Origin of the sequence: Pantoea wallisii (assembly GCF_002095485.1) — a bacterium.
Classification (GTDB): domain Bacteria; phylum Pseudomonadota; class Gammaproteobacteria; order Enterobacterales; family Enterobacteriaceae; genus Pantoea; species Pantoea wallisii.
The window spans coordinates 1-22,210 of the sequence record NZ_MLFS01000070.1; the positions used below are offsets into that span (position 1 = coordinate 1).

General features: G+C 56.6%; 19 protein-coding genes and 3 pseudogenes. 11 read left to right on the forward strand and 11 right to left on the reverse strand.

Annotation, left to right across the window (positions count from 1 at the left end):
* The 4 genes from HA48_RS19165 to HA48_RS19185 form a co-directional block, all read left to right on the forward strand.
* A partial coding sequence (locus HA48_RS19165; protein WP_139807994.1) for an RHS repeat-associated core domain-containing protein occupies positions 1-406 on the forward strand: 406 nt, incomplete at its 5' end.
* On the forward strand, positions 378-983 hold the full coding sequence (locus HA48_RS19170) for a DUF3885 domain-containing protein (protein ID WP_128602731.1): 606 nt from the start codon (positions 378-380) through the stop codon (positions 981-983). The genes HA48_RS19165 and HA48_RS19170, both read left to right, overlap by 29 nt.
* A gap of 487 nt (positions 984-1,470) precedes the next feature.
* Positions 1,471-1,782, forward strand: coding sequence for a hypothetical protein (locus HA48_RS19175; RefSeq protein WP_128602732.1), 312 nt, complete (start codon positions 1,471-1,473; stop codon positions 1,780-1,782).
* 534 nt (positions 1,783-2,316) lie between these two features.
* A complete protein-coding gene (locus tag HA48_RS19185) occupies positions 2,317-2,580 on the forward strand; it encodes a hypothetical protein (protein WP_128602733.1) in 264 nt (87 codons plus the stop codon).
* 168 nt (positions 2,581-2,748) lie between these two features.
* Here the strand turns inward: HA48_RS19185 and HA48_RS19190 are convergent, their stop codons facing one another.
* Positions 2,749-3,423 carry a YtjB family periplasmic protein gene (locus HA48_RS19190; RefSeq protein ID WP_128602734.1) on the reverse strand — a complete coding sequence of 225 codons (675 nt, stop codon included), beginning with the start codon at positions 3,421-3,423 and terminating at the stop codon, positions 2,749-2,751.
* A gap of 107 nt (positions 3,424-3,530) precedes the next feature.
* Here HA48_RS19190 and serB point away from each other — a divergent pair, with 107 nt between their 5' ends.
* The 3 genes from serB (at position 3,531) to nadR (ending at position 7,236) form a co-directional block, all read left to right on the forward strand.
* Entirely contained in the window at positions 3,531-4,508 is a 978-nt protein-coding gene (gene serB / locus HA48_RS19195; RefSeq protein ID WP_128602735.1) for a phosphoserine phosphatase, read from the forward strand.
* Between the two features lie 13 nt (positions 4,509-4,521).
* A complete protein-coding gene (gene radA / locus HA48_RS19200) occupies positions 4,522-5,904 on the forward strand; it encodes a DNA repair protein RadA (protein WP_128602736.1) in 1,383 nt (460 codons plus the stop codon).
* 105 nt (positions 5,905-6,009) lie between these two features.
* Positions 6,010-7,236 carry a multifunctional transcriptional regulator/nicotinamide-nucleotide adenylyltransferase/ribosylnicotinamide kinase NadR gene (gene nadR / locus HA48_RS19205; protein ID WP_128602737.1) on the forward strand — a complete coding sequence of 409 codons (1,227 nt, stop codon included), beginning with the start codon at positions 6,010-6,012 and terminating at the stop codon, positions 7,234-7,236.
* A 51-nt stretch (positions 7,237-7,287) separates the two neighbouring features.
* Here the strand turns inward: nadR and ettA are convergent.
* A pseudogene (ettA, locus tag HA48_RS19210) lies at positions 7,288-8,954 on the reverse strand (energy-dependent translational throttle protein EttA).
* Positions 8,955-9,226: 272 nt separating this feature from the next.
* On the opposite strand from ettA, the gene HA48_RS19215 reads away from it, so the two are divergent.
* Positions 9,227-10,174, forward strand: coding sequence for a 2-hydroxyacid dehydrogenase (locus HA48_RS19215; RefSeq protein ID WP_128602738.1), 948 nt, complete (start codon positions 9,227-9,229; stop codon positions 10,172-10,174).
* 3 nt (positions 10,175-10,177) lie between these two features.
* Here HA48_RS19215 and deoR read toward each other — a convergent pair whose 3' ends face one another.
* Positions 10,178-10,942, reverse strand: a complete 765-nt coding sequence (gene deoR / locus HA48_RS19220) for a DNA-binding transcriptional repressor DeoR (RefSeq protein ID WP_128602747.1) — start codon at positions 10,940-10,942, stop codon at positions 10,178-10,180.
* Between the two features lie 427 nt (positions 10,943-11,369).
* Here deoR and rbsK point away from each other — a divergent pair, with 427 nt between their 5' ends.
* The 3 genes from rbsK to HA48_RS19235 are packed head-to-tail and all read left to right on the forward strand — an operon-like array spanning position 11,370 to position 14,632.
* Entirely contained in the window at positions 11,370-12,287 is a 918-nt protein-coding gene (gene rbsK / locus HA48_RS19225; protein WP_128602739.1) for a ribokinase, read from the forward strand.
* A gap of 9 nt (positions 12,288-12,296) precedes the next feature.
* On the forward strand, positions 12,297-13,622 hold the full coding sequence (fucP, locus tag HA48_RS19230) for an L-fucose:H+ symporter permease (RefSeq protein WP_128602740.1): 1,326 nt from the start codon (positions 12,297-12,299) through the stop codon (positions 13,620-13,622).
* Positions 13,619-14,632, forward strand: a complete 1,014-nt coding sequence (locus HA48_RS19235) for an aldose 1-epimerase family protein (protein WP_128602741.1) — start codon at positions 13,619-13,621, stop codon at positions 14,630-14,632. Before fucP ends, HA48_RS19235 begins: the two co-directional genes overlap by 4 nt.
* 139 nt (positions 14,633-14,771) lie before the next feature.
* Here HA48_RS19235 and urtE read toward each other — a convergent pair whose 3' ends face one another.
* The 8 genes and pseudogenes from urtE to HA48_RS22995 all read right to left on the reverse strand — a co-directional run.
* Complete coding sequence (gene urtE, locus HA48_RS19240) at positions 14,772-15,470, reverse strand: urea ABC transporter ATP-binding subunit UrtE (protein WP_128602742.1); 699 nt, start codon at positions 15,468-15,470, stop codon at positions 14,772-14,774.
* Between the two features lies 1 nt (position 15,471).
* Entirely contained in the window at positions 15,472-16,263 is a 792-nt protein-coding gene (urtD, locus tag HA48_RS19245) for an urea ABC transporter ATP-binding protein UrtD (RefSeq protein WP_128602743.1), read from the reverse strand.
* Positions 16,256-17,332: an urea ABC transporter permease subunit UrtC gene (urtC, locus tag HA48_RS19250; protein WP_128602744.1), complete on the reverse strand. Its 1,077-nt coding sequence runs from the start codon at positions 17,330-17,332 to the stop codon at positions 16,256-16,258. The genes urtD and urtC overlap by 8 nt, the downstream gene beginning before the upstream one ends.
* Entirely contained in the window at positions 17,332-18,897 is a 1,566-nt protein-coding gene (gene urtB / locus HA48_RS19255; RefSeq protein ID WP_128602745.1) for an urea ABC transporter permease subunit UrtB, read from the reverse strand. The genes urtC and urtB overlap by 1 nt, the downstream gene beginning before the upstream one ends.
* A gap of 90 nt (positions 18,898-18,987) precedes the next feature.
* Positions 18,988-20,255 (reverse strand): annotated as a pseudogene (urtA, locus tag HA48_RS19260) (urea ABC transporter substrate-binding protein).
* A gap of 28 nt (positions 20,256-20,283) precedes the next feature.
* Positions 20,284-20,982 carry a GntR family transcriptional regulator gene (locus tag HA48_RS19265; RefSeq protein WP_128602746.1) on the reverse strand — a complete coding sequence of 233 codons (699 nt, stop codon included), beginning with the start codon at positions 20,980-20,982 and terminating at the stop codon, positions 20,284-20,286.
* 9 nt (positions 20,983-20,991) lie between these two features.
* Complete coding sequence (locus tag HA48_RS22990; protein ID WP_425270674.1) at positions 20,992-21,456, reverse strand: acyl-CoA carboxylase biotin carboxyl carrier protein subunit; 465 nt, start codon at positions 21,454-21,456, stop codon at positions 20,992-20,994.
* A gap of 120 nt (positions 21,457-21,576) precedes the next feature.
* Positions 21,577-22,157 (reverse strand): annotated as a pseudogene (locus HA48_RS22995) (carboxyltransferase domain-containing protein); the annotation flags it as partial.
* Positions 22,158-22,210: the final 53 nt, after the last annotated feature.

Sequence of the window (22,210 nt, forward strand, 5' to 3'; positions counted from 1 at the left end):
TAACCGGTTCCGCTACTATGATCCGGATGCGGGACGGTTCATCAGTCAGGACCCGATAGGGCTGGCGGGTGGGCTGAATCTTTATCAGTATGCGCCGAACCCGCTGGCATGGATTGATCCCCTGGGTCTTTCAAAATGCCACTTAGATAATCCTAAGAAAAAAGTAAACAGTGCTGAAATAGGCGATATAGTAAGGACTCCATCATCACATCCTGAAGATTTTGTTAAAGTAAAAGGTGGGAATTATAAGAATAATCATACAAATGAAATATGGAGTAAAAGTAATACATCGCATAGTGATAAACAAGGCGAATGGAAAGTTGGTATAGGTAAAGCGGAACCAAAGCCAAGGCATAAAATAACTATAGGTATGAGTGATGGAAAGATCATTAAAATCGATAAGTAGCCTCTCACTAAATGAAATTAATTTCTCTGGATTTAGATTGTCCAACAGTTGGGTCGGTTTTTTTGAAAAAAAAGATTCTTTTTCATACCCTCTAATTGACGAGGCTATTTCTTTATTCGAAGGGTTTTTTGGTAAAGAGGATGAAGGTGTAATTGTTATTGCAGCTCTTTCATTTAATGATGAAAGAGAGGATGATAAAGAAACGATTGATAATTATCAGGCTTTATATGAGGAGATGAAAGATAAAAAATTACTTTTGCCAATGACCGAAGAGTTTGAAAGTTATCTTTATGGTGATTCTTGTTTGCCGGCTTTTTCACTCAGCTTAAGTAAAAAAAGTCATGACTTCAGAGGCCTATCAAGATTGATGATGTGTCATGCTGGAGTTGTTGGTCAGGTTTGTTTTTATATTAATCTGGATTTAAATGTGGCCATTTATCCACATGATGATGTCGGATTTGGGTGTATTGCTCTTAACGAGGAATATAAAAAATGTGAAGAGTTTCTGCATTATTGTGCGAAAAATGAATCGTTTAATGTTTTTATTGATAGCGATAATGGATTGGTAAAGTTATGATTGTTGATGTGTTTGCAAACTTATTCTTAAGTTGCTTGTCCAGAACTGTATGGATAATTGGCTGTGAGTGTAAATAATAACGCCAGGACGCCATTGATTAAGCTAATATAACTCGTGTGAGGCTAGTGCTATTATAAAGGTGTGAGAGATATAAAGTAATGCCATTGTAGTGACGAGGCTGGTTTTGGTCTTGATGTTTTACGGTAATCTTTATTTAATTAAGTAATAAAGATTGTAACTTTCATTAGTTGGTTGTTTTTTCGTTGGCTTTTTTAGTGCGTTTTTATCATCATTGATAAATAGTTTTTACGGGTCTTTAGTCTTTAGTCTTTAGTCTTTAGAGTCATTGTCTAACCGATATTTTATTGAAACACATGCCCCAACCTTAAGCCACAATAAATTCGTAATCAACGGTTTCATTCTGATGAATTAACTGTTGTTGACAATATTAAAATTTATAATCACATAATAATTAAAGGGGGTGGTGGTGGCGAGAAATAAAAAGAAAATATATTTAACAGAGGCTGAGGTAATTGATTTATATAAGGGGGTTGATTATATATTGGTGTCATTAAATAATATAACTCATTATTATTATAACGAATCAACAATAAATGAGGAGAAGCCAAGAGCGTATGAGCGAGAAACTACCAATTTCATTGATGACAATGATATTACTACATTGTTATCGAAGATGAGAGGAATGATTGGAGGTAAATTTGAGCGTGAGCCTGGAGAGGATGATATGGACGATTTGGAGAGAGCTACTGAAAACACTAAATATTGGGAAGGTCCGTAATTATCAGAGGATTAGCATAAAATTTAATTCAAACTATCCTTATGTCGATACATTGCTATATCTTTTCGGGTAAGGATAGTGCTACAACTTTCCATAAATTTCAAGAATAGTAGATGACCATTAGGGATAACCGGTGGTTTAAACATTTAAACCTGTATGCCTGATTATTAAAGCTGGATCGATTCGCGGACTTTACCAAATAAACGCCACGAAAAGAACATAGTTTTAACAATTCGATCTATTAATAGAAGTTTAAAGATTATTATACTTAGCGTGATAAATTAGCGCTGATGTCATAAGATGATTGCAAAATAGTCGTCACAGTTGTTATTGCGATAATAAATTTCCCTATTGTGCCAAAAACTAACAATCCGTCATGACTGGAGAGTAATCATAATTAATCTATTAGAACTTAAGGCCCCGAAGTGAAGATCCTGCAGCTGCTCAGGGCGCTGGATATCCTGGCTTAAGATATCAAGCTGTGGTTTCAAATCTCCCCTGAACATAGGTTGTTAAAACTATGAGGGTTCGCTGGTGAATGCTTTAAATGATTTAATTAGATCGCTCGAAAAAATGATAGTTGAGCTTAATGCGAATGGTAAAATTGAGTCAGCGATTTTTTTCACTAATTGGTATAATGAAACAATCAAGTGTGGTGATAAAGTTTCTCTTGAAATATTAGAAAAACTATCAACATGCAGAGCTATGTCTCAATATTCTAATTTCTCCCAGAAAGAAGAAATGCTGCTTGATGATGTCGTAGATAATGCAATAGCGGTTAAAAATAAGGTCCCATAATAGTAGCCGGACGCAATCTTAACGATCCTTCCGGCTTTTTCTCTTTAGCTGCCAGTCGTCAGAATCAGGCTGTCCGTCCAGCCTTCACCGTCACTCTGTATCCCATCCCAGCCAGCCACCTCCCGGCAATATTAATCTGCGACGTGCTTCTATAGAGAGCTATCTGCCTCAACCCTCTTTCCTCTCCGTCTCCACACTCTCCGCTGCCGCCTCTTCCTCTTTATCCTCTTTCACCGCGCGGCTGGCCGTCAGCAGAAACGGCGATTGCTGCCAGCGGGTGCGGCGGTCGCGCAGCAGGGTGCGGGTCAGGATGATGCCGATCGCCAGCGACAGCAGCATCATCAGGCGCAAAATATTGGTGGTGTTATCCACCTGGCGCGATTCCGTTACCAGCACATGCGTATCCAGCGTAATGCGCAGAAAGCCCTGCGGACCCTCTTTGCCCTCCAGCGGCTGAACAATCTGATGGTTGAAATAGCTGCCGGCGCGTTTGCCATCCAGCGCCAGCCGGTCACGCACGTTGATGCTCTCGCCGCTGTGGGCGACTAAACTGCCGTCGTCGGCATAGACTGAAGCATCCAGCACGCGGCTGTTGTCCGTCATCTGATTGAGGATAGCGGCGATCTGCGTGCGGTTATCGTCGCTGTTGTCCATCAGCGGCTTCAGGCTAAACGCCACCTGCCGCGTCAGCGTATGCGCCAGCTCCTCAACCTGCTCAGAGCGCGCCATCTGATGGCCGAGACTAAACCATGATGCGCCCTGCATCAGCACCACTAACAGCGCCAGCGAGATAAGAACAATCACCGTGCGATGCAGGCGAAATTTCAATGCGGTTTTGACCATCAGAAACCCGTGTGACGTAACAGCAGAAAGGCTGGCAATTATGTTGCCAGAACCCGCGCTGACAAGGTAGCCTCTTGCGTGGTTTTGTTGTCCCTACAGGAGCTGTAATGCCAAATCGTCTTACCTGGTGCGATCTGCCCGCCGATGTCTCTCTTTGGCCGGGTTTACCCCTTTCCCTGAGCGGTGATGAAGTGATGCCGCTGGATTACCGTGCTGGTCGGACTGGCTGGTTACTGTATGGGCGCGGGCTCGATAAACAAAAACTGACCGATTACCAGCATCAGCTCGGTGCGGCGATGGTGATCGTCAGCGCGTGGAATGTCGATGAGTATCAGGTGATTCGTCTGGCGGGTTCGCTGACGCCGCGCGCCATGAAGCTGGCGCACGCTGCCGGTTTTGATGTTGCGCCGCTGGGCAAAATCCCGCATCTGAAAACGCCGGGCCTGCTGGTCATGGACATGGACTCTACTGCGATCCAGATTGAGTGTATCGATGAGATAGCCAAACTGGCCGGCTGCGGCGAACAGGTGGCGGAAGTCACCGAGCGTGCCATGCGCGGTGAGCTGGATTTCAAAGCCAGCCTGCGCGAGCGCGTAGCGAAGCTGGCGGGCGCCGATGCCACTATCCTGAAACAGGTGCGCGACACACTGCCGCTGATGCCCGGCCTGACCACGCTGGTGCAAAAACTGCAGGCGCTGGGCTGGCAGGTGGCGATAGCCTCCGGCGGTTTCACCTTCTATGCCGACTATCTGCGTCAGACGCTGCACCTGGCGGCAGCGGTAGCGAACGAACTGGAAATGCGTGACGGCAAGCTGACCGGCGAAGTGCTGGGGCAGATCGTCGATGCACAATTTAAAGCCGATACCCTGAATAACCTGGCACAACGCTTTGATATCGCACCGGAACAGACGGTTGCGATTGGCGATGGGGCAAACGATCTGCCGATGATTAAAACGGCGGCGCTGGGTATCGCCTATCATGCTAAACCTAAAGTGAATGAGCAGACGGAAGTCATTATCCGTCACGCTGACCTGATGGGGGTGTTCTGCATCCTGACCGGCAGCCTGATTCACGAAGAGCGTTAACAGAGGATTTGATTTGGCCAAAGCGGCAAAACGCGCCTTCGTTTGTAACGAATGTGGCGCTGATTATCCGCGCTGGCAGGGGCAATGCAGCGCCTGCCACGCATGGAACACCATCACCGAGGTGCGCATTGCCGCCTCGCCGGCAGCAGCACGTAACGAGCGCCTGAGTGGCTACGCCGGCAATGCCGGTAGCAGCCGGGTGCAGAAGCTCTCCGAGATCAGTCTGGAAGCGCTACCGCGTTTCTCCACCAGTTTTAAAGAGTTTGACCGCGTACTGGGCGGCGGCGTGGTGCCGGGCAGTGCTATCCTGATTGGCGGAAGTCCCGGCGCAGGGAAGTCGACGCTGCTGCTGCAGGTGATGTGCAAGCTGGCTGAAGGGATGAAAACCCTGTACGTCACCGGCGAAGAGTCACTGCAGCAGGTGGCCATGCGCGCCCACCGTCTGGGATTACCCACGGAAAACCTGAATATGCTGTCAGAAACCAGCATCGAGCAGATCTGCCTGATCGCCGAGCAGGAGCAGCCGAAGCTGATGGTGATCGACTCGATCCAGGTGATGCACATGGCAGATATCCAGTCATCGCCAGGCAGCGTGGCGCAGGTACGTGAAACGGCGGCCTATCTTACGCGCTTCGCCAAAACGCGCGGCGTGGCGATCATCATGGTGGGACACGTGACGAAAGATGGCTCGCTGGCGGGTCCGAAAGTGCTGGAGCACTGCATCGACTGCTCGGTTCTGCTGGATGGTGACGCCGATTCGCGCTTCCGCACGCTGCGCAGCCACAAAAACCGCTTTGGGGCGGTAAATGAGCTGGGCGTGTTTGCCATGACCGAACAGGGCATGCGCGAAATCAGCAACCCGTCGGCGATTTTCCTGTCGCGCGGCGATGAGATCACCTCTGGCAGCTCCGTGATGGTGGTGTGGGAAGGTTCACGCCCGCTGCTGGTCGAGATCCAGGCGCTGGTGGATCACTCAATGATGGGCAATCCACGCCGCGTCGCGGTAGGGCTGGAGCAGAACCGCCTGGCGATTCTGCTGGCGGTGCTGCACCGGCACGGCGGTTTGCAGATGGCGGACCAGGATGTGTTCGTCAACGTGGTCGGCGGCGTTAAGGTCACCGAAACCAGCGCCGATCTGGCCCTGCTGCTGGCGATGGTATCGAGCCTGCGCGATCGTCCACTGCCGCAGGATCTGGTGATCTTTGGCGAAGTGGGGCTGGCGGGCGAGATTCGTCCGGTGCCAAGCGGTCAGGAGCGCATCTCTGAAGCGGCCAAGCACGGCTTTAAACGTGCGATAGTGCCGGCGGGCAATGCGCCGAAGAAAGCGATTGAGGGTATGAAGGTCTACAGCGCGAAGAAGCTGGCGGATGCGCTGGCGATTCTCGATGAGCTGTAACATCTCCTGGCCGGCATGAATGCCAACCCTATATTTGTAGGGTGCGCATTTATGCGCACCGTCTGAAATGCTGCACCGCCCTTTTTTCCATGCAGGAGGCACAACATGTCATCGTTCGATTATCTGAAGACCGCGATTCGCCAGCAGGGCCACACGCTGCAGCAGGTGGCCGATGCCAGCGGGATGACCAAGGGCTATTTAAGCCAGCTGCTGAATGCCAAAATCAAAAGCCCCAGCGCGCAGAAGCTGGAGGCGCTGCACCGCTTTCTCGGGCTGGAGTTCCCGCGCCGTGATAAAACCGTCGGCGTGGTATTCGGGAAATTCTACCCGCTGCATACCGGCCATATCTATCTGATCCAGCGCGCCTGCAGTCAGGTGGATGAGCTGCACATCATCATGGGCCATGACGATCCGCGCGATCGCGAACTGTTTGAAAACAGCGCCATGTCACAGCAGCCTACCGTCAGCGACCGCCTGCGCTGGCTGTTGCAAACGTTTAAATACCAGAAAAATATCCGCATCCACTCGTTCGATGAAGAGGGGATCGAACCCTATCCGCATGGCTGGGATGTCTGGAGCGAAGGGGTGAAGAAATTCCTCGCGGAGCAGGGCATTGAACCGGATTGCGTCTATACCAGCGAAGAGCCTGATGCGGCGATGTATCAGCAGCACCTCGGCGTGCCGGCGGTAGTGATCGATCCCAACCGATCATTTATGAATATCAGCGGCGGTCAGATCCGTCAGGATCCGTTCCGCTACTGGGAGTACATCCCGACGGAAGTGAAGCCGTTCTTTGTGCGGACCGTGGCGGTGCTGGGCGGTGAATCGAGCGGTAAATCCACGCTGGTCAACAAGCTGGCAAACATCTTCAATACCACCAGCGCGTGGGAATATGGCCGCGACTATGTCTTCTCGCACCTTGGCGGCGATGAGATGGCGCTGCAATATTCAGACTATGACAAAATTGCACTGGGGCAGGCACAGTATATTGATTTTGCTGTGAAATATGCCAACAAGGTCGCTTTTATCGATACCGACTTCATCACCACGCAGGCGTTCTGCCTCAAGTATGAGGGGCGTGAGCATCCGTTCGTGCAGGCGCTGATCGATGAGTACCGTTTTGACCTGGTGATCCTGCTGGAGAATAACGTGCCGTGGGTAGCGGATGGTCTACGCAGCCTGGGCAGCTCAGTGGATCGCCGTGAGTTCCAGTCGATGCTGATCACCATGCTGCGCGAAAACAATATCGATTTTGTGCACGTCAAAGAAGATGACTACGATACGCGCTTCCTGCGCTGCGTCGAGCTGGTTAAAGAGACGCTGGGGAGTTAACGTCCGGCAATAAAAAAGGCGCCTTTCGGCGCCTTTTTCACGTGCGGGCAATTACTTCGCCATACGCTTGTACTTAATACGCTTCGGCTCCAGCGCATCCGCGCCGAGGGTGCGTTTCTTGTACTCTTCGTACTCGGTGAAGTTACCTTCAAAGAACTCTACCTTGCCTTCATCCTGGTAATCGATGATGTGGGTAGCGATACGGTCAAGGAACCAGCGGTCATGCGAGATCACCATGGCACAGCCCGGGAACTCCAGCAGGGCGTTTTCCAGCGCGCGCAGGGTTTCGATATCAAGGTCGTTGGTCGGTTCATCCAGCAGTAACAGGTTACCGCCCACCTGCAGCAGTTTCGCCAGGTGCAGACGACCACGCTCACCACCGGACAGCTCGCCAACGCGTTTGCCCTGATCGGTGCCTTTGAAGTTAAAGCGACCGACATACGCACGGCTTGGCATCTCAACGTTGCCAACGCGCATAATGTCCTGACCGCCCGAAACCTCTTCGAACACGGTTTTTGAGTTGTCCATGGCATCACGGAACTGATCCACCGACGCCAGCTTCACGGTCTCGCCCAGCACGATTGAACCGGAGTCCGGCTGCTCCTGGCCCGACATCATGCGGAACAGAGTCGATTTACCGGCACCGTTCGGGCCGATAATGCCCACAATCGCGCCTTTCGGCAGCGAGAATGAGAGGTCATCAATCAGTACGCGGTCGCCATACGATTTGCTCAGGTTGGTCACCTCCAGCACTTTGTCGCCGAGGCGCGCGCCAGGCGGAATGAACAGTTCGTTGGTTTCGTTGCGTTTCTGGTATTCGGTGTTGTTAAGCTCTTCAAAGCGTGCCAGACGGGCTTTGCCCTTCGACTGACGGCCTTTCGCGCCCTGGCGCACCCACTCCAGCTCTTTCTCAATCGATTTACGGCGCGCCGCTTCGGAAGAGGCTTCCTGCGCCAGGCGCTGATCTTTCTGCTCCAGCCAGGAGGAGTAGTTGCCCTCCCATGGAATGCCTTCGCCACGGTCCAGCTCCAGAATCCAGCCGGCGACGTTATCAAGGAAGTAACGGTCGTGGGTAATCGCCACCACGGTGCCTTCGAAGTCGTGCAGGAAGCGCTCCAGCCACGCCACGGATTCCGCATCCAGGTGGTTGGTCGGTTCATCAAGCAGCAGCATGTCTGGCTTTTCCAGCAGCAGACGGCACAGCGCGACGCGGCGGCGTTCACCACCGGACAGGTTCGCGATTTTTGCGTCCCACTCTGGCAGACGCATGGCGTCCGCAGCGCGATTCAGCTGGGTCTCCAGGTTATGGCCATCGTGCGCCTGAATAACCTCTTCCAGACGGCCCTGCTCAGCGGCCAGCTTGTCGAAATCGGCATCCGGATCGGCGTACAGCGCATAGACTTCGTCCAGGCGTTTCAGCGCACCCACCACTTCAGATACGGCTTCTTCTACCGACTCACGTACGGTGTGCTCCGGATTGAGCTGGGCTCCTGCGGCAGGTAACCCACTTTAATGCCCGGCTGCGGGCGTGCTTCCCCTTCAATGTCTTTATCGATGCCCGCCATGATGCGCAGCAGGGTCGATTTACCCGCGCCGTTCAGGCCGAGGACCCCGATTTTTGCGCCAGGGAAGAAACTAAGGGAGATGTTCTTAAGAATGTGACGCTTCGGCGGAACCACTTTGCCGACGCGATGCATGCTATAGACGAATTGAGCCACGTTGGATTGAGCCTCTTGGTCTGTAAAGGGTGGAACGTCAGATGCTGAAGTTTAGCCGTTTTCCCCCGGCAATCACAGCCTAATGCGCGCTTGCCGAAATCCCGCCCCGCATGAGGCTGCGGATCGCCACGCCAAAACCGGCAGGGCGCCGGATCTTTAGCCACAGCCATACCTGAAGGGCAGTGGCCGCTGCCGTTATCCTTACCTGATAACTGATTGATTATCGTTCAGTAGTCGCTATGCTGATTTTTTGTTCTGAAACGGAGAGTGCCATGAGAGTGCTGATTGCGGCGGATGAAAATGCCTGGGGTGGGTTGATCCCGGCGATTCGCCAGACGTTACCGGATGTAGAGTTTGTCGCCTCTGCCGGCCATGCGGCAGAGAGCCTGGCGGGCTTCGATGCGCTGATCCCCGGCATGTGCCGTGTCGATGCGCGCCTGCTGGCGACCGCCGACCGCCTCAGGCTGATTCAGCAGGCGGGCGTCGGGCTGGAGGGTATCGATCTGCGCGCAGCAAAACAGCACGGCATCATGGTGGCGAACGTGCCTTCCGATGACTCTGGCAATGCAGATTCCGTGGCGGAGCTGGGCATCTGGATGATGATTGGCCTGGCGCGGCGGCAGAATGAGATTGCCGACTGCCTGGCGCAGCAAAAGCTCGGTCAGCCGATTGGCATGGGGCTAAAAGGCAAAACCGTCGGGCTGGTGGGGCTGGGCGGCATCGGCAAAGCGCTGGCAAAGCGCCTTGCGCCCTTTGGTATGCGCATGATCGGCGTAAAGCGTGAGGCGGATGACGCGTTTGCACGTGAGCATCAGCTCGATTGGCTTGGCACCATGGCGCAGCTGCCCGAACTGCTACAGCAGAGTGATTTTGTGGTGCTCAGCCTGCCGGACAACGCGCAGACGCACCGCATCATTGACGCACGCGCGCTGGCACAGATGAAGCCGGCGGGCTTCCTGATTAACCTTGGTCGCGGCGGACTGATCGACAAGCAGGCGTTTCTTGCCGCGCTGGAGAGCCGGCAGCTGGCGGGTGCCGGGCTGGACGTGTTCTGGCAGGAGCCGCCAGATCCGAACGATGCGCTGTTTCGCTACAACGTCATTGCCACGCCGCACATCGGTGGCGTCACCGACATCTCGCTGGCGGGCAATATCAAGGGGATTTGCGATAACCTGCGCCGCCTGCGCGACGGCGAAGCGGTTATCGATCGTCAGGCGTAAGCCTTATGGCAGGTGCAGCGGAATATTGTGTTGCGCCAGCCATGCCTGGAGTGCCGCATCAGGCGCGCTGTCGCTCACCAGCAAATCAAAGCCGCGCAGCTCACCAATACGCGCGGGCAGCACTTTACCGTACTTGCTGCTGTCCGCCACCAGCACCCGCTTGCGTGCGCGCAGCATGGCGTGATGCTTCATAGCTAACTCATTGATGTTATAGCAGGTTGCCCCCTGTTCCAGGTCGATGCCTGCCGCAGAGATAAACGCCAGCGTCGGGCAGAGGTCATCAAGGATCGAGTGGGTGCCAATCGGCGTAAACAGGGCGTTATCCGCGTGGAACTCGCCGCCGCTGAGGATCACGTTACAAGCCGGTTTCTCTTTCAGCGCCAGAAACGTATTCATAGCGCAGCAGATAGCGGTAAACGGCAGCGTATCGGGAATGGCATCAACGATGTACGGCAGCGTGGTACCGCAATCGAAAAACACCGTATCGTTTTCCGCAATTAAGCCGGCTGCCACCTGTGCCAGGCGCTGTTTGCGCGCGGCATTTTGCCCGTGCTGATCGGAGATAAAGTAGTGCCCGGCATGGTTTTTAGGATCGCTGACGATGTAGCCGCCCAGCAGCACGACCGTGGAGGCCGGTTCGGTAAGATCGCGGCGAATGGTCATCTCTGACACGCCAAGCAGCTGCGCGGCATCTTTCAGGTGCAGCTTATCGGTGCGTTTCAGCGCCTGAGCCAGCTTGTTAATTCGTTCGTCGCGCCGGGTTTCCATGAGCATCTCGATGTAATTGATCTTCTGATAGCGCCAGCCATCTCGCAGCGGGTCCGCGGCCTGACGCTTACGCACAGGGTCGGAATAACCAAAAGCCGTGGCGGTTTTCACCCGCGCCTTCTCCAAAATCACGACAAATCTTACAGATTTTAATGATTTGCGACACGTCCGACAGGCTGGCTCTCAATATTACCCGTAATGGGATCCGCCCGCAAACTTCCCACAGCGCGCTGATAACCGCAGAAGCCACCTGTCTCTGCAGGCGCGAATTGTTAAAATAATAACATTACCCGGACAGAATAAAGTGTGATTTATCCGATTAATCCGCACCACTGTGTTGTGAATTTTGTCACATTATTACTCTTATTAAGCTGATAGTGTGATTTTAATAACATTAAAAACGTTAAAAATTCACCGGGAGCACACAATGGACATCGCGGTTATCGGGTCAAACATGGTTGACCTTATTACCTATACCAATCAGTTACCTAAGGCAGGCGAAACCCTGGAAGCGCCCGATTTTGCCATCGGCTGTGGCGGCAAAGGGGCCAACCAGGCGGTCGCGGCGGCAAAGATGGGCGGGCGCGTGATAATGGTCAGCAAGGTCGGTGACGATCTGTTTGCACCCAACACGGTGGCGAACCTGCAGCAGCAGGGCGTGGATACCCGCTTTGTCACCACCGCGCCCGGCACATCCAGCGGCGTAGCGCCAATCTTTGTGGACGATCAGTCGCAAAACCGCATCCTGATTATCAAAGGCGCCAATCAGCAGCTCAAGCCGGCAGATGTGGATGCCGCCGCCGGGGCGCTGAAAAGCTGCCAGCTGATGATTCTGCAGCTGGAGATCCCGCTGGAGACCGTCTACTACGCGATTGATTTTGCCCGCCAGCACGATATTCGCGTCATCCTTAATCCGGCGCCGGCAGTGGCCGATCTGGATATCGCCTATGCCTGCAAATGCGACTTCTTCATGCCGAACGAAACCGAGCTGGAGATCCTGACCGGCATGCCGGTGGGCAGCGATGAGGAGATCAAAAGGGCGGGGCAGACGCTGCTCAAGCGTGGGCTGAAAAACCTGATTATCACCATGGGCGCACGCGGTTCGCTGTGGATGAGTGGCGACAGTGTGCATCAGGTGGCGCCCACGGCGGTGAAGGCCGTGGACACCAGCGGCGCGGGCGATGCGTTTATCGGCTGCTTCGCACAGATGCTGGTGAAAACCGGCGATATCGCCACGGCGATGACGCAGGCCTCCGCTTATGCGGCGTGCAGCGTCACCGGTCGCGGCACGCAGCGTGCTTATCCTGACGCGGACACCTTCCAGCGCTTTCTTAACCTTAACTGAGGCCGGGCTATGCAACAGAACATTGTTCAGCAATCTGATGGCTATCTGAATAAAACGCCGCTGTTCCAGTTTATTTTGCTCTCGTGCCTGTTTCCGCTGTGGGGCTGTGCCGCCAGCCTGAACGATATCCTGATCACCCAGTTTAAAAGCGTGTTCGCGCTGAGTGACTTCGCCAGCGCGCTGGTACAGAGCGCGTTCTATGGCGGCTACTTCCTGATTGCGATTCCGGCTTCGCTGGTGATCCGTAAAGCCACCTATAAACTGGCGATCCTGATGGGGCTGGCGCTCTACATCGGCGGCTGCATCCTGTTCTATCCCGCCTCGCACATGGCAACTTATACCATGTTCCTTGCGGCGATTTTCGCCATCGCCATTGGCCTGAGCTTCCTGGAGACGGCTGCCAACACCTACAGCTCAATGATTGGTCATCGCGACCACGCCACACTGCGGCTGAACATCAGCCAGACCTTCTACCCGGTGGGCGCGCTGATGGGGATTGTGCTGGGCAAATATCTGGTGTTTCAGGATGGCGACAGCCTGGAGAGCCAGATGGCAGGAATGAGCGCAGAGCAGGCGCACGCGTTCCGCCTCAGTATGCTGGAGCACACGCTGGAGCCCTATAAATATCTGGTGATGGTGCTGGTGGTCGTGATGCTGCTGTTCCTGTTCACGCGCTATCCGCGCTGCAAACCGGCCGCCAACGAGCGCGCGCTGCCGTCGCTGGGCGAAACCTTCCGCTATCTGGCCGCTAACCGGCACTTTAAGCGCGGTATCGTGGCGCAGTTCCTGTATGTCGGCATGCAGGTGGCGGTGTGGTCGTTTACTATCCGCCTGGCATTGACGCTCGGTGCGGCTAACGAACGTCACGCCTCGAACTTTATGATCTACAGTTTTATCTGCTTCTTTATCGGTAAATTTGTAGCCAACTTCCTGATGACGCGCTTCCGCGCTGAGAAAGTGCTGATCGTCTATTCGCTGCTTGGCGTGCTTACCCTGGCATGGGTGATGTTTGTGCCGAACTTCACCGCCGTTTACGCGGCCGTGTTCGTCAGCGTGCTGTTTGGACCCTGCTGGGCCACCATCTACGCCGGCACGCTGGCGACGGTGGAGAATAAATACACCGAGGTGGCGGGCGCCTTTATTGTGATGTCGATCGTCGGCGCGGCCTTTATACCGGCGATCCAGGGCTTTGCCTCTGATCATCTTGGCTCAATGCAGCTGGCGTTTGGCGTCTCGTTGCTCTGTTTTGCCTGGGTTGGCTTCTATTTCTGGGGTGAGCTGCGCCATAAAAAGCATGCGCAGCAGGCGGGCCGTTTAGTGGAGGAGATGCCATGAAAACCCGTTTACCGCTGCGCCGGGAGCAGTTTCAGGAGACGCCGGCCACGCTGCTGCGCAATGCTGATTTCCACGTTGAGCTGTTCCGCTATCCGGCGGGTATTGAAGCGGTACGCATCAGCAATGAGCGTGGCACAGTGATTGTGCTGCCGTTTTACGGTCAGATGATCTGGGAGGTGCGGTTTGACCGGCACGCACTGACCATGGGCCACAGCTTTAAACAGCCGCTGCCGGGCAGTTCGATCATTGATACTTACGGCTGCTTTGCCTTCCACTCCGGGCTGCTGGCAAATGGCTGTCCGGCAGCGGAGGACGATCACCCCTTGCATGGTGAGATGGCCTGCGCGCGCATGGACAGCGCGTGGATTGTGCTGGAAGCCGATCGCGTTTCGCTGGAGGGTGAAACCGAGTACGTCAAAGGGTTTGGCCACCACTACCTGGCCGCGCCCGCGGTGCGGGTTGAGGCCAATCGCCCGCGCTTGCAGATAGAGATGAATGTGACCAACCTGGCCGGTGCACCTATGCCGCTGCAGTATATGTGCCACCTCAATAGCGCATGGATAGCTGACGGCGAATTCCGGCAGTCGATCCCGGCCACGGCGTTCCGGCTACGCACCTCGATCCCGGCGCACGTTAAACCGACGCCACAGTGGCAGGCCTATACGGAAATTCTGGCGCGCGATCCGCAGGCGCTGCAGCGGCTGGATCAGCCAGCGCTGTGCGATCCGGAGATTGTATTCTTTGCCGATGATCTGGCGCAGTACGGTGATGAGATGCAGTTTGAGCTGCACTCGCCGCAGGGGTTTGCGCTGATGACGCGCTTTGATAGCCGCCAGTTTCCGCACGCCACGCGCTGGCTGCTGCACAACCGCGATCAGCAGGTGGCCGCTTATGTGCTGCCCGCCACCTGCCGGCCGGAGGGGTTCAACGCGGCGCAGTGCGCGGGGACGCTGATTGCGCTGGCCCCCGGCGAGCAGCGGCAGTTTAGTGTGGAGACCGGGATTTTATAAACATCGGCGACCGGCTTTTCCAGGTGCGCATGAATGCGCACCCTACAGGGCTGCCATTTATGGCAGCGGGATTTCCGGCCACCATCAATGCCCCCCCTCGCAGGGTCGCCATTTATGGCGACCGGATTTTGAGCACGCATCAAATTGCAACCAGGCCACGCACGCCGTCGGCGTCCATTTCGGCTCCCCGCCCGCGCTGCACTATTTCACCGCGCGACATCACCAGATAGTGGTCCGCCAGCTCGGCGGCAAAGTCATAGAACTGCTCAACCAGCAGAATCGCCATGTCGCCGCGCTGGGCCAGCTGGCGAATCACTGCGCCGATCTCTTTGATCACCGAAGGCTGAATACCCTCGGTGGGCTCATCAAGAATCAACAACTGTGGCCGGCACGCCAGCGCGCGGCCAATCGCCAGTTGCTGCTGCTGCCCGCCGGAGAGATCGCCGCCGCGTCGTGTTCTCATCTCGCGCAGCACCGGGAACAGCTGGTAGATCTCCTCAGGCACGCTTTTCGCCTGCGCACCGGAAAAGCGTGCCAGCCCCATCAGCAGATTCTCTTCCACCGTCAGGCGCGGAAAGATCTCCCGTCCCTGCGGTACGTAGGCGATACCGGCCTGCACGCGCTGGTGTGGCCTGCGGTGGTTAATCACCTTATCCTGCCAGCGGATCTCGCCCGATTTCACGGGAATTAAGCCCATCAGACACTTCAGCAGCGTAGTTTTGCCCACGCCGTTGCGCCCCAGCAGGCAGGTGATCTCCCCTGGTCGGGTGGCGAAAGAGAGGCCGCGCAGGATGTGACTGCCGCCGTAATACTGATTCAGTTCAGCTACCTGTAACATCTTAGCGCCCCAGATAAACGTCGATAACCCGATCGTCGGCCTGTACCTCACGCAACGATCCCTCCGCCAGAACCTGGCCCTGATGCAGCACCGTCACATGGTCAGCAATAGTTTCAACAAAGCCCATGTCGTGCTCCACTACCATCAGCGAATGCTTACCGGCCAGCGTACGAAACAGCTCGGCGGTATACTCGGTTTCGGCATCGGTCATGCCCGCCGCCGGTTCGTCAAGCAGCAGCAGGTGCGGCTCCTGCACCAGCAGCATGCCGATTTCCAGAAACTGCTTCTGGCCGTGCGACAGCAAACCGGCCTGACGCTGCCGCTCACCGCCCAGCCGCAGCAGTTTCAGTACGTCATCAATACGATCCCGCTGCTCGCCGTCCAGGCGCGCGCGCAGGCTGGCCCACACCGATTTGTCATTTTTCAGCGCGATTTCCAGATTCTCAAACACCGTCAGCGCTTCAAATACCGTGGGCTTCTGAAATTTACGTCCGATGCCGGCGCGGGCAATATCGACCGGCGACAGACGCGTCAGATCGGTATCCTGGTCGTAAATGACCTGGCCACTGTCTGGCCGGGTTTTACCGGTAATCACATCCATCAGCGTGGTTTTTCCGGCGCCGTTCGGGCCGATGATGCAGCGCAGTTCGCCAACGCCGATCTGCAGGGAGAGATCGGTCAGGGCGCGAAAGCCGTCAAACGAGACGTTGATCTTCTCCAGCTGCAGGACCGGATCGGGGTGCCGGCGATGGCGATCCGCCGGGTGCGGTTGGGTAAAGAGTTGCTCAGTCATGGCGCCTCCGACGCAGCAGGCCAATAACGCCACGCGGCAGGAATAGCGTGACGAGGATAAACATCAGGCCGAGGAAGAACAGCCAGTACTCCGGAAAAGCCACGGTAAACCAGCTCTTTGCGCCGTTGACAATCGCCGCGCCGAGCAGCGGACCCACCAGCGTGCCGCGCCCGCCGAGGGCGACCCAAATGGCGGCCTCAATCGAGTTGGTCGGCGACATCTCACCCGGATTAATGATGCCGACCTGCGGCACATAGAGCGCGCCTGCCAGACCGCACAGCACCGCCGAGAGCGTCCAGACGAACAGCTTAAAGCCTTTGGGATCGTAACCGACAAACATCAGGCGGTTCTCTGCGTCGCGGACTGCCGTCAGCACGCGGCCAAACTTGCTGCGTGCCAGCGCAAAACCCAGCGCCAGGCTCGCCAGCAACAGCAGCACGGTGGCAACAAACAGCCCGATACGCGTGCCGGTAGCGGTAACGTTAAACCCCAGCAGGGTAGTAAACCCGGTGAACCCGTTGTTACCACCAAAGCCGGTTTCATTGCGGAAAAACAGCAGCATGCCCGCGTATGTCAGCGCCTGCGTCATGATCGAGAAGTAAACCCCCTTGATCTTTGAGCGGAAGGCGAAGAAGCCAAACAGCAGCGCCAGCAGGCCCGGCACCAGGACAATTAAGCACAGCGCCCAGGCGAAGTGCTGCGTGCCCGCCCAGAACCACGGCAGCTCATGCCATGACAAAAACGACATAAACGCCGGCAGGCCATCGCCGGCGGCCTGACGCATCAGGTACATCCCCATGGCGTAGCCGCCCAGCGCAAAGAACAGACCGTGACCCAGTGACAGCAGACCGGCGTAACCCCACACCAGATCCAGCGCCACGGCAACAGTCGCGTAGCAGAGAATTTTGCCAACCAGCGTCAGCGTCCAGGTGGAGATCGCCAGCGGATGGGTGGCAGGCAGCAGGGCGCAAAACGGCAGCAGCAGCAAGAGCAGGGTGCAGACCACGCCCAGGCTGGCGCTCAGGCGCGGCGCTCTGCGAACGGCGGTTAAGGTGAGTGGCTGGCTCATCAGTCGATCGCCCTCCCTTTGACAGCAAACAGGCCCTGTGGGCGCTTCTGAATAAACAGCACGATCAGCACGAGGATTAAAATCTTGCCTAACACCGCGCCAATCTGCGGCTCCAGCACTTTGTTGAGGATGCCGAGCCCCAGTGCGGCCACCACGGTACCGGCCAGCTGACCGACGCCGCCGAGTACCACCACCAGAAACGAATCGATGATATAGCCCTGACCCAGCTCCGGCCCGACGTTGCCCAGCTGTGAGAGCGCCACGCCGCCGAGCCCGGCAATGCCGGAGCCGAGGCCGAAAGCCAGCATGTCAACGCGCCCGGTGGGCACGCCACAGCAATCGGCCATGGCGCGGTTTTGCGTCACGGCACGCACGCTAAGACCCAGGCGGGTCTTATTCAGCAGCAGCCAGGTGAGCGCCAGTACTGCCACCACGAACAGGATCACCGCGATACGGTTCCAGGGCAGTACCAGGTTGGGCAGCAGCTGCCAGCCGCCGGAGAGCCAGGCCGGGTTAGCGACCTCAAGGTTTTGCGCGCCGAAAAGCATGCGGACCAGCTGGATCAGCATCAGGCTGATGCCCCAGGTGGCGAGCAGCGTCTCCAGCGGACGGCCATACAGATGGCGAATGATGGTGCGCTCCAGCAGCATGCCCATCAGCGCGGTGACCGCAAACGCCACCGGCAGCGCCAGCAGCGGATACCACGCCAGCCACTGCGGCGCAAACTGCTGAAACAGGCTCTGTACCAGCCAGGTTGCGTAAGCGCCCAGCATCAGCATTTCGCCATGCGCCATGTTGATCACGCCGAGCAGGCCGTAGGTGATAGCCAGCCCCAGCGCTGCCAGCAGCAGGATTGAGCCCAGCGAAAGCCCGGTAAAGGCCTGGCCGAGCAGGTCGCCCCACATCAGATGTTGCCTGATGTTCTGCAGGCTGGCCGCGGCGGCGGCGCGCACCTGCGCATCGGGTTCATTATCGGCCAGGGTTAAATGCGTGAGGCTGGGCTGCACCGCAGGATCGCCCGATTCACCCAGCAGCGTGACGGCGCGAAGACGCACGGCAGCATCCGGGCTGGTGAGCTGCAGGCGGGCCGCTACCATGGCTAAAACCGCCCGGACGTTACTGTCCGGTTCGGTTGCAAGGCGCTGTGCAATAAGCGGCAGCTGATCGGCGGCGGCGTCATTTTGCAGCTGCTGTGCGGCACGCAGGCGTACGGCCGCATCGTGGCTCACCAGCTGATGGGCGGCAAGGGCGCTGGCCACCAGCACGCGCAGCCGGTTGTTCATAAAGATCTTTTTGGTTTCACCCGCGGGTGCGCGTGCGCTATCAAGCGGTATAAGGGCATCACCCTGTTTGCTGAAGGGCTGCCTGTTCGGGTCAATGACCACGCTTTCATTACGCAGCGCTTCCAGCAGCGGCAGGCGGCTGGCCTGCGGAGCGGCCGCCCACTGCTGCAGCAGTGTGGCCTGTTGAGTGCGGCTGGCGACCGCGAAGTCTGCGCCATCACCCGCCTGCGCGAAGCCGGGCAGCAGTAACAGCAGACAGCAGAGATAACGGCGAATTGTCATGGTTCTGGCCCTGATGGAGGTTGAAGACGCCCTGACGGGCGGCCTTAGGGTCCGGTTAATGAGGGTCACCCTTTAGAGCGACCCTACCGTTTACTGCGCTGACTTCACCGGATGGTCCGGCTTTTTATCATTGCCGGCGATGAACGGGCTCCACGGCTGGGCGCGTACCGGTTTTTCGGTCTGCCAAACCACATTGAACTGGCCGTTCTCCTCAACTTCACCAATCATTACCGGCTTATGCAGATGGTGGTTGGTCTGATCCATGGTCAGGGTAAAACCGTCTGGTGCGCTGAATGTCTGTCCGGCCATGGCGGCGCGCACTTTATCCACATCTGTCGTGCCGGCCTTCTCCACTGCCTGGGCCCACATGTGCAGACCGACATAGGTGGCTTCCATTGGATCGTTGGTGACGACGGTACCGGCGTTCGGCAGGTTGCGTGCCTTCGCCCAGGCGCGATAGTCGGCAACGAATTTCGCGTTAGTGGGGTTATCTACCGACTCGAAGTAGTTCCACGCGGCCAGTTGTCCCACCAGAGGTTTGGTATCAATTCCGCGCAACTCCTCCTCTCCGACGGAGAAGGCGATCACCGGAATGTCGGTGGCCTTAATGCCTGATTTGCCAGCTCTTTGTAGAACGGCACATTGGAGTCACCGTTGATGGTTGAGATTACTGCCGTCTTACCCCCGGCGGAGAACTTCTTGATATTAGAGACGATGGTCTGGTAATCGCTGTAGCCGAACGGCGTATAGACCTCTTCAATGTCTTTATCCTGTACGCCTTTGGTGTGCAGGAAAGCGCGCAGAATTTTGTTAGTGGTGCGCGGATAGACATAATCGGTGCCGAGCAGGAAGAAGCGTTTGGCGCTGCCACCCTCTTCGCTCATCAGATACTCCACTGCAGGAATCGCCTGCTGATTTGGTGCCGCGCCGGTATAGAACACATTTGGCGACATCTCTTCGCCCTCATACTGCACCGGATAGAACAGCAGGCCGTTCAGCTCTTCAAATACCGGTAGCACGGACTTACGTGAAACCGAGGTCCAGCAGCCGAACACCACGGCTACTTTGTCCTGCGACAGCAGCTGGCGCGCTTTTTCAGCAAACAGCGGCCAGTTTGAGGCGGGATCGACCACCACCGGTTCGAGTTTTTTGCCCAGCACGCCGCCTTTGGCATTGATCTCATCGATCGTCATGAGCGCCACATCTTTCAGCGGCGTTTCAGAGATCGCCATCGTCCCGGAGAGCGAATGCATAATGCCGACCTTGATGGTGTCAGCCGCCCGGGCCGTAAAGGAGAGCCCCATGCTGACCACGGTGGCAGAGAGCGCAAACGCTTTAAGTAGTGAACGTCTTTTCATCATAAACCCCTAAATGTGATAGTCATTGTTATTCAACGGGTTGAAGCCTGGCCTGCTGTAATCTGTGCAGCGTGATCTTCCTGACCTCGGCCTTACTGACGGCAATGTGGTCGGTTAAAATGCGCTGTGCCTCCTCGGTGTGTTGCTGAAAAATGGCCCGCAAAATAAGCGCGTGCTCGCGATAGGTAGCCTCTATCCGCTCTTCACGCGTAAAGTCGAGGCGGCGGATAATGCGGATCTTCTCCGTCAGTCCGGCGTGGATGCGCGCCATCTCCTGATTACCGGCCGCGGCCACCAGCGCCATATGAAACCCTTCGTCCTGCGTTGATACCGCGTTGCCGTCATCCAGCCGTGCTGCGTCAATCCAGAACTGTTTCAGCGCCGTCAGCGTCTCCGCGCAGGCCAGCGGTGGCAGCGCGCACAGCCGGCGTACCGCTTCGCGCTCCAGCACGGTACGCAGGTCATACAGCTCTTCGAAATAGTTGAAATCAAACGGCTTAATCTGCCAGCCGCTGCGGAAACAGACTTCGACGTAGCCCTCGTGCTCCAGCCAGAACAGCGCCTGACGTACCGGCGTACGGCTGACGGCCAGTCGCCCGGCGAGTTCGTTTTCACTGAAGCGATCGCCCGGCATCAGGCGGAACGCAAAGATGTCCTGCTTCAGCGCCTGATAGACTTTCTCAGCCAGCGCTTCCGGTCGGCCTTTACTGCGCGCTGTGGTTGTCATGGCGCCCCCTCACGCCAGCCACAGCAGGGCATCACCCGGGCTGACCGGACGTCCCGCCTGGCAGGCAATACGCTTCACCGTGCCCGCCTGCGGCGCAGCAATCGCCAGCTCCATCTTCATTGCTTCCACGATCACCAGCGTCTGGCCGGCGCTGACGGTGTCACCCGGCTGAACCAGCACTTTCCAGATATTGCCGTTCATGTCGGCGCACACGGCCTGAGCATCCTCTTCCGTCTGTGGCGCGTCGTGCAGCGGTTCACTGTTGAGCGGGACGTTCTGCTCCTCCTGCGCCCACAGCGCCACCTCCTGTTCAAACGCGGCGGCCTGACGCTGGCGGAAAGCCGCTATCGAGTCGGCGTTGTCCGTCAGGAACTGCTGATGGGCGGCGAAATCAAACGGTGTCTCTTCGATGCGCAGCGTGGCGCGGCCTTCGCGGAAATCATCGCGCAGCTGTGTCAGCGCCTGCTCCGTCACCGGATAGAAGCGCACCTGATCGAAGAAGCGCAGCAGCCACGGCTCACCGGCCGCGAACTGCGGGTTTTTGAGGAACTTGTTCCAGATGGGCAGCGTGCGCCCAACCAGCTGGTAGCCGCCCGGTGAATCCATGCCGTAGATGCACATGTACATGCCGCCAATGCCCACGGTGCCTTCTGCGGTGAAGGTGCGTGCCGGACTGTATTTCGAGCTGAGCAGACGGTGGCGCGGATCAACCGGAACCGCACAGGCGCGCCGAGATAGACATCGCCCAGCCCCAGAATCAGGTAGCTGGCCGCGAACAGCGTGTCGCGCACGGCATCGCGGCTCTCCAGCCCGTTGATGCGCTGAATAAAATCGACGTTGTTCGGCAGCCACGGTGCGCTGGCGCGTACCGTCTCCTGATAACGCTCAACCGCGCCGAGCGTGGCGCTGTCTTCAAACGCCATCGGCAGCCAGACGGTGCGTGAGGGGATCGTCAGCTGGCTGACATCGCCGAGCTCCTGCTCCAGCGCCAGCAGCAGCTGCATCAGCTGCTGCTGGCCGATCACCAGACTGTCGTAGCGCACCTGTAGCGAGCGCACGCCGGGCGACAGCTCCTCAATACCCGGCACGGCGCGCTGCTGCAGCGCCTGCATCAGCAGGTGCACGCGCAGACGCAGCGCCAGATCCAGCACATTGTCACCGTACTCAATCAGCACATATTTATCGCCGGCCTGACGCCAGGCGACTGCCGGCGCCGTGGCGCTGGCTG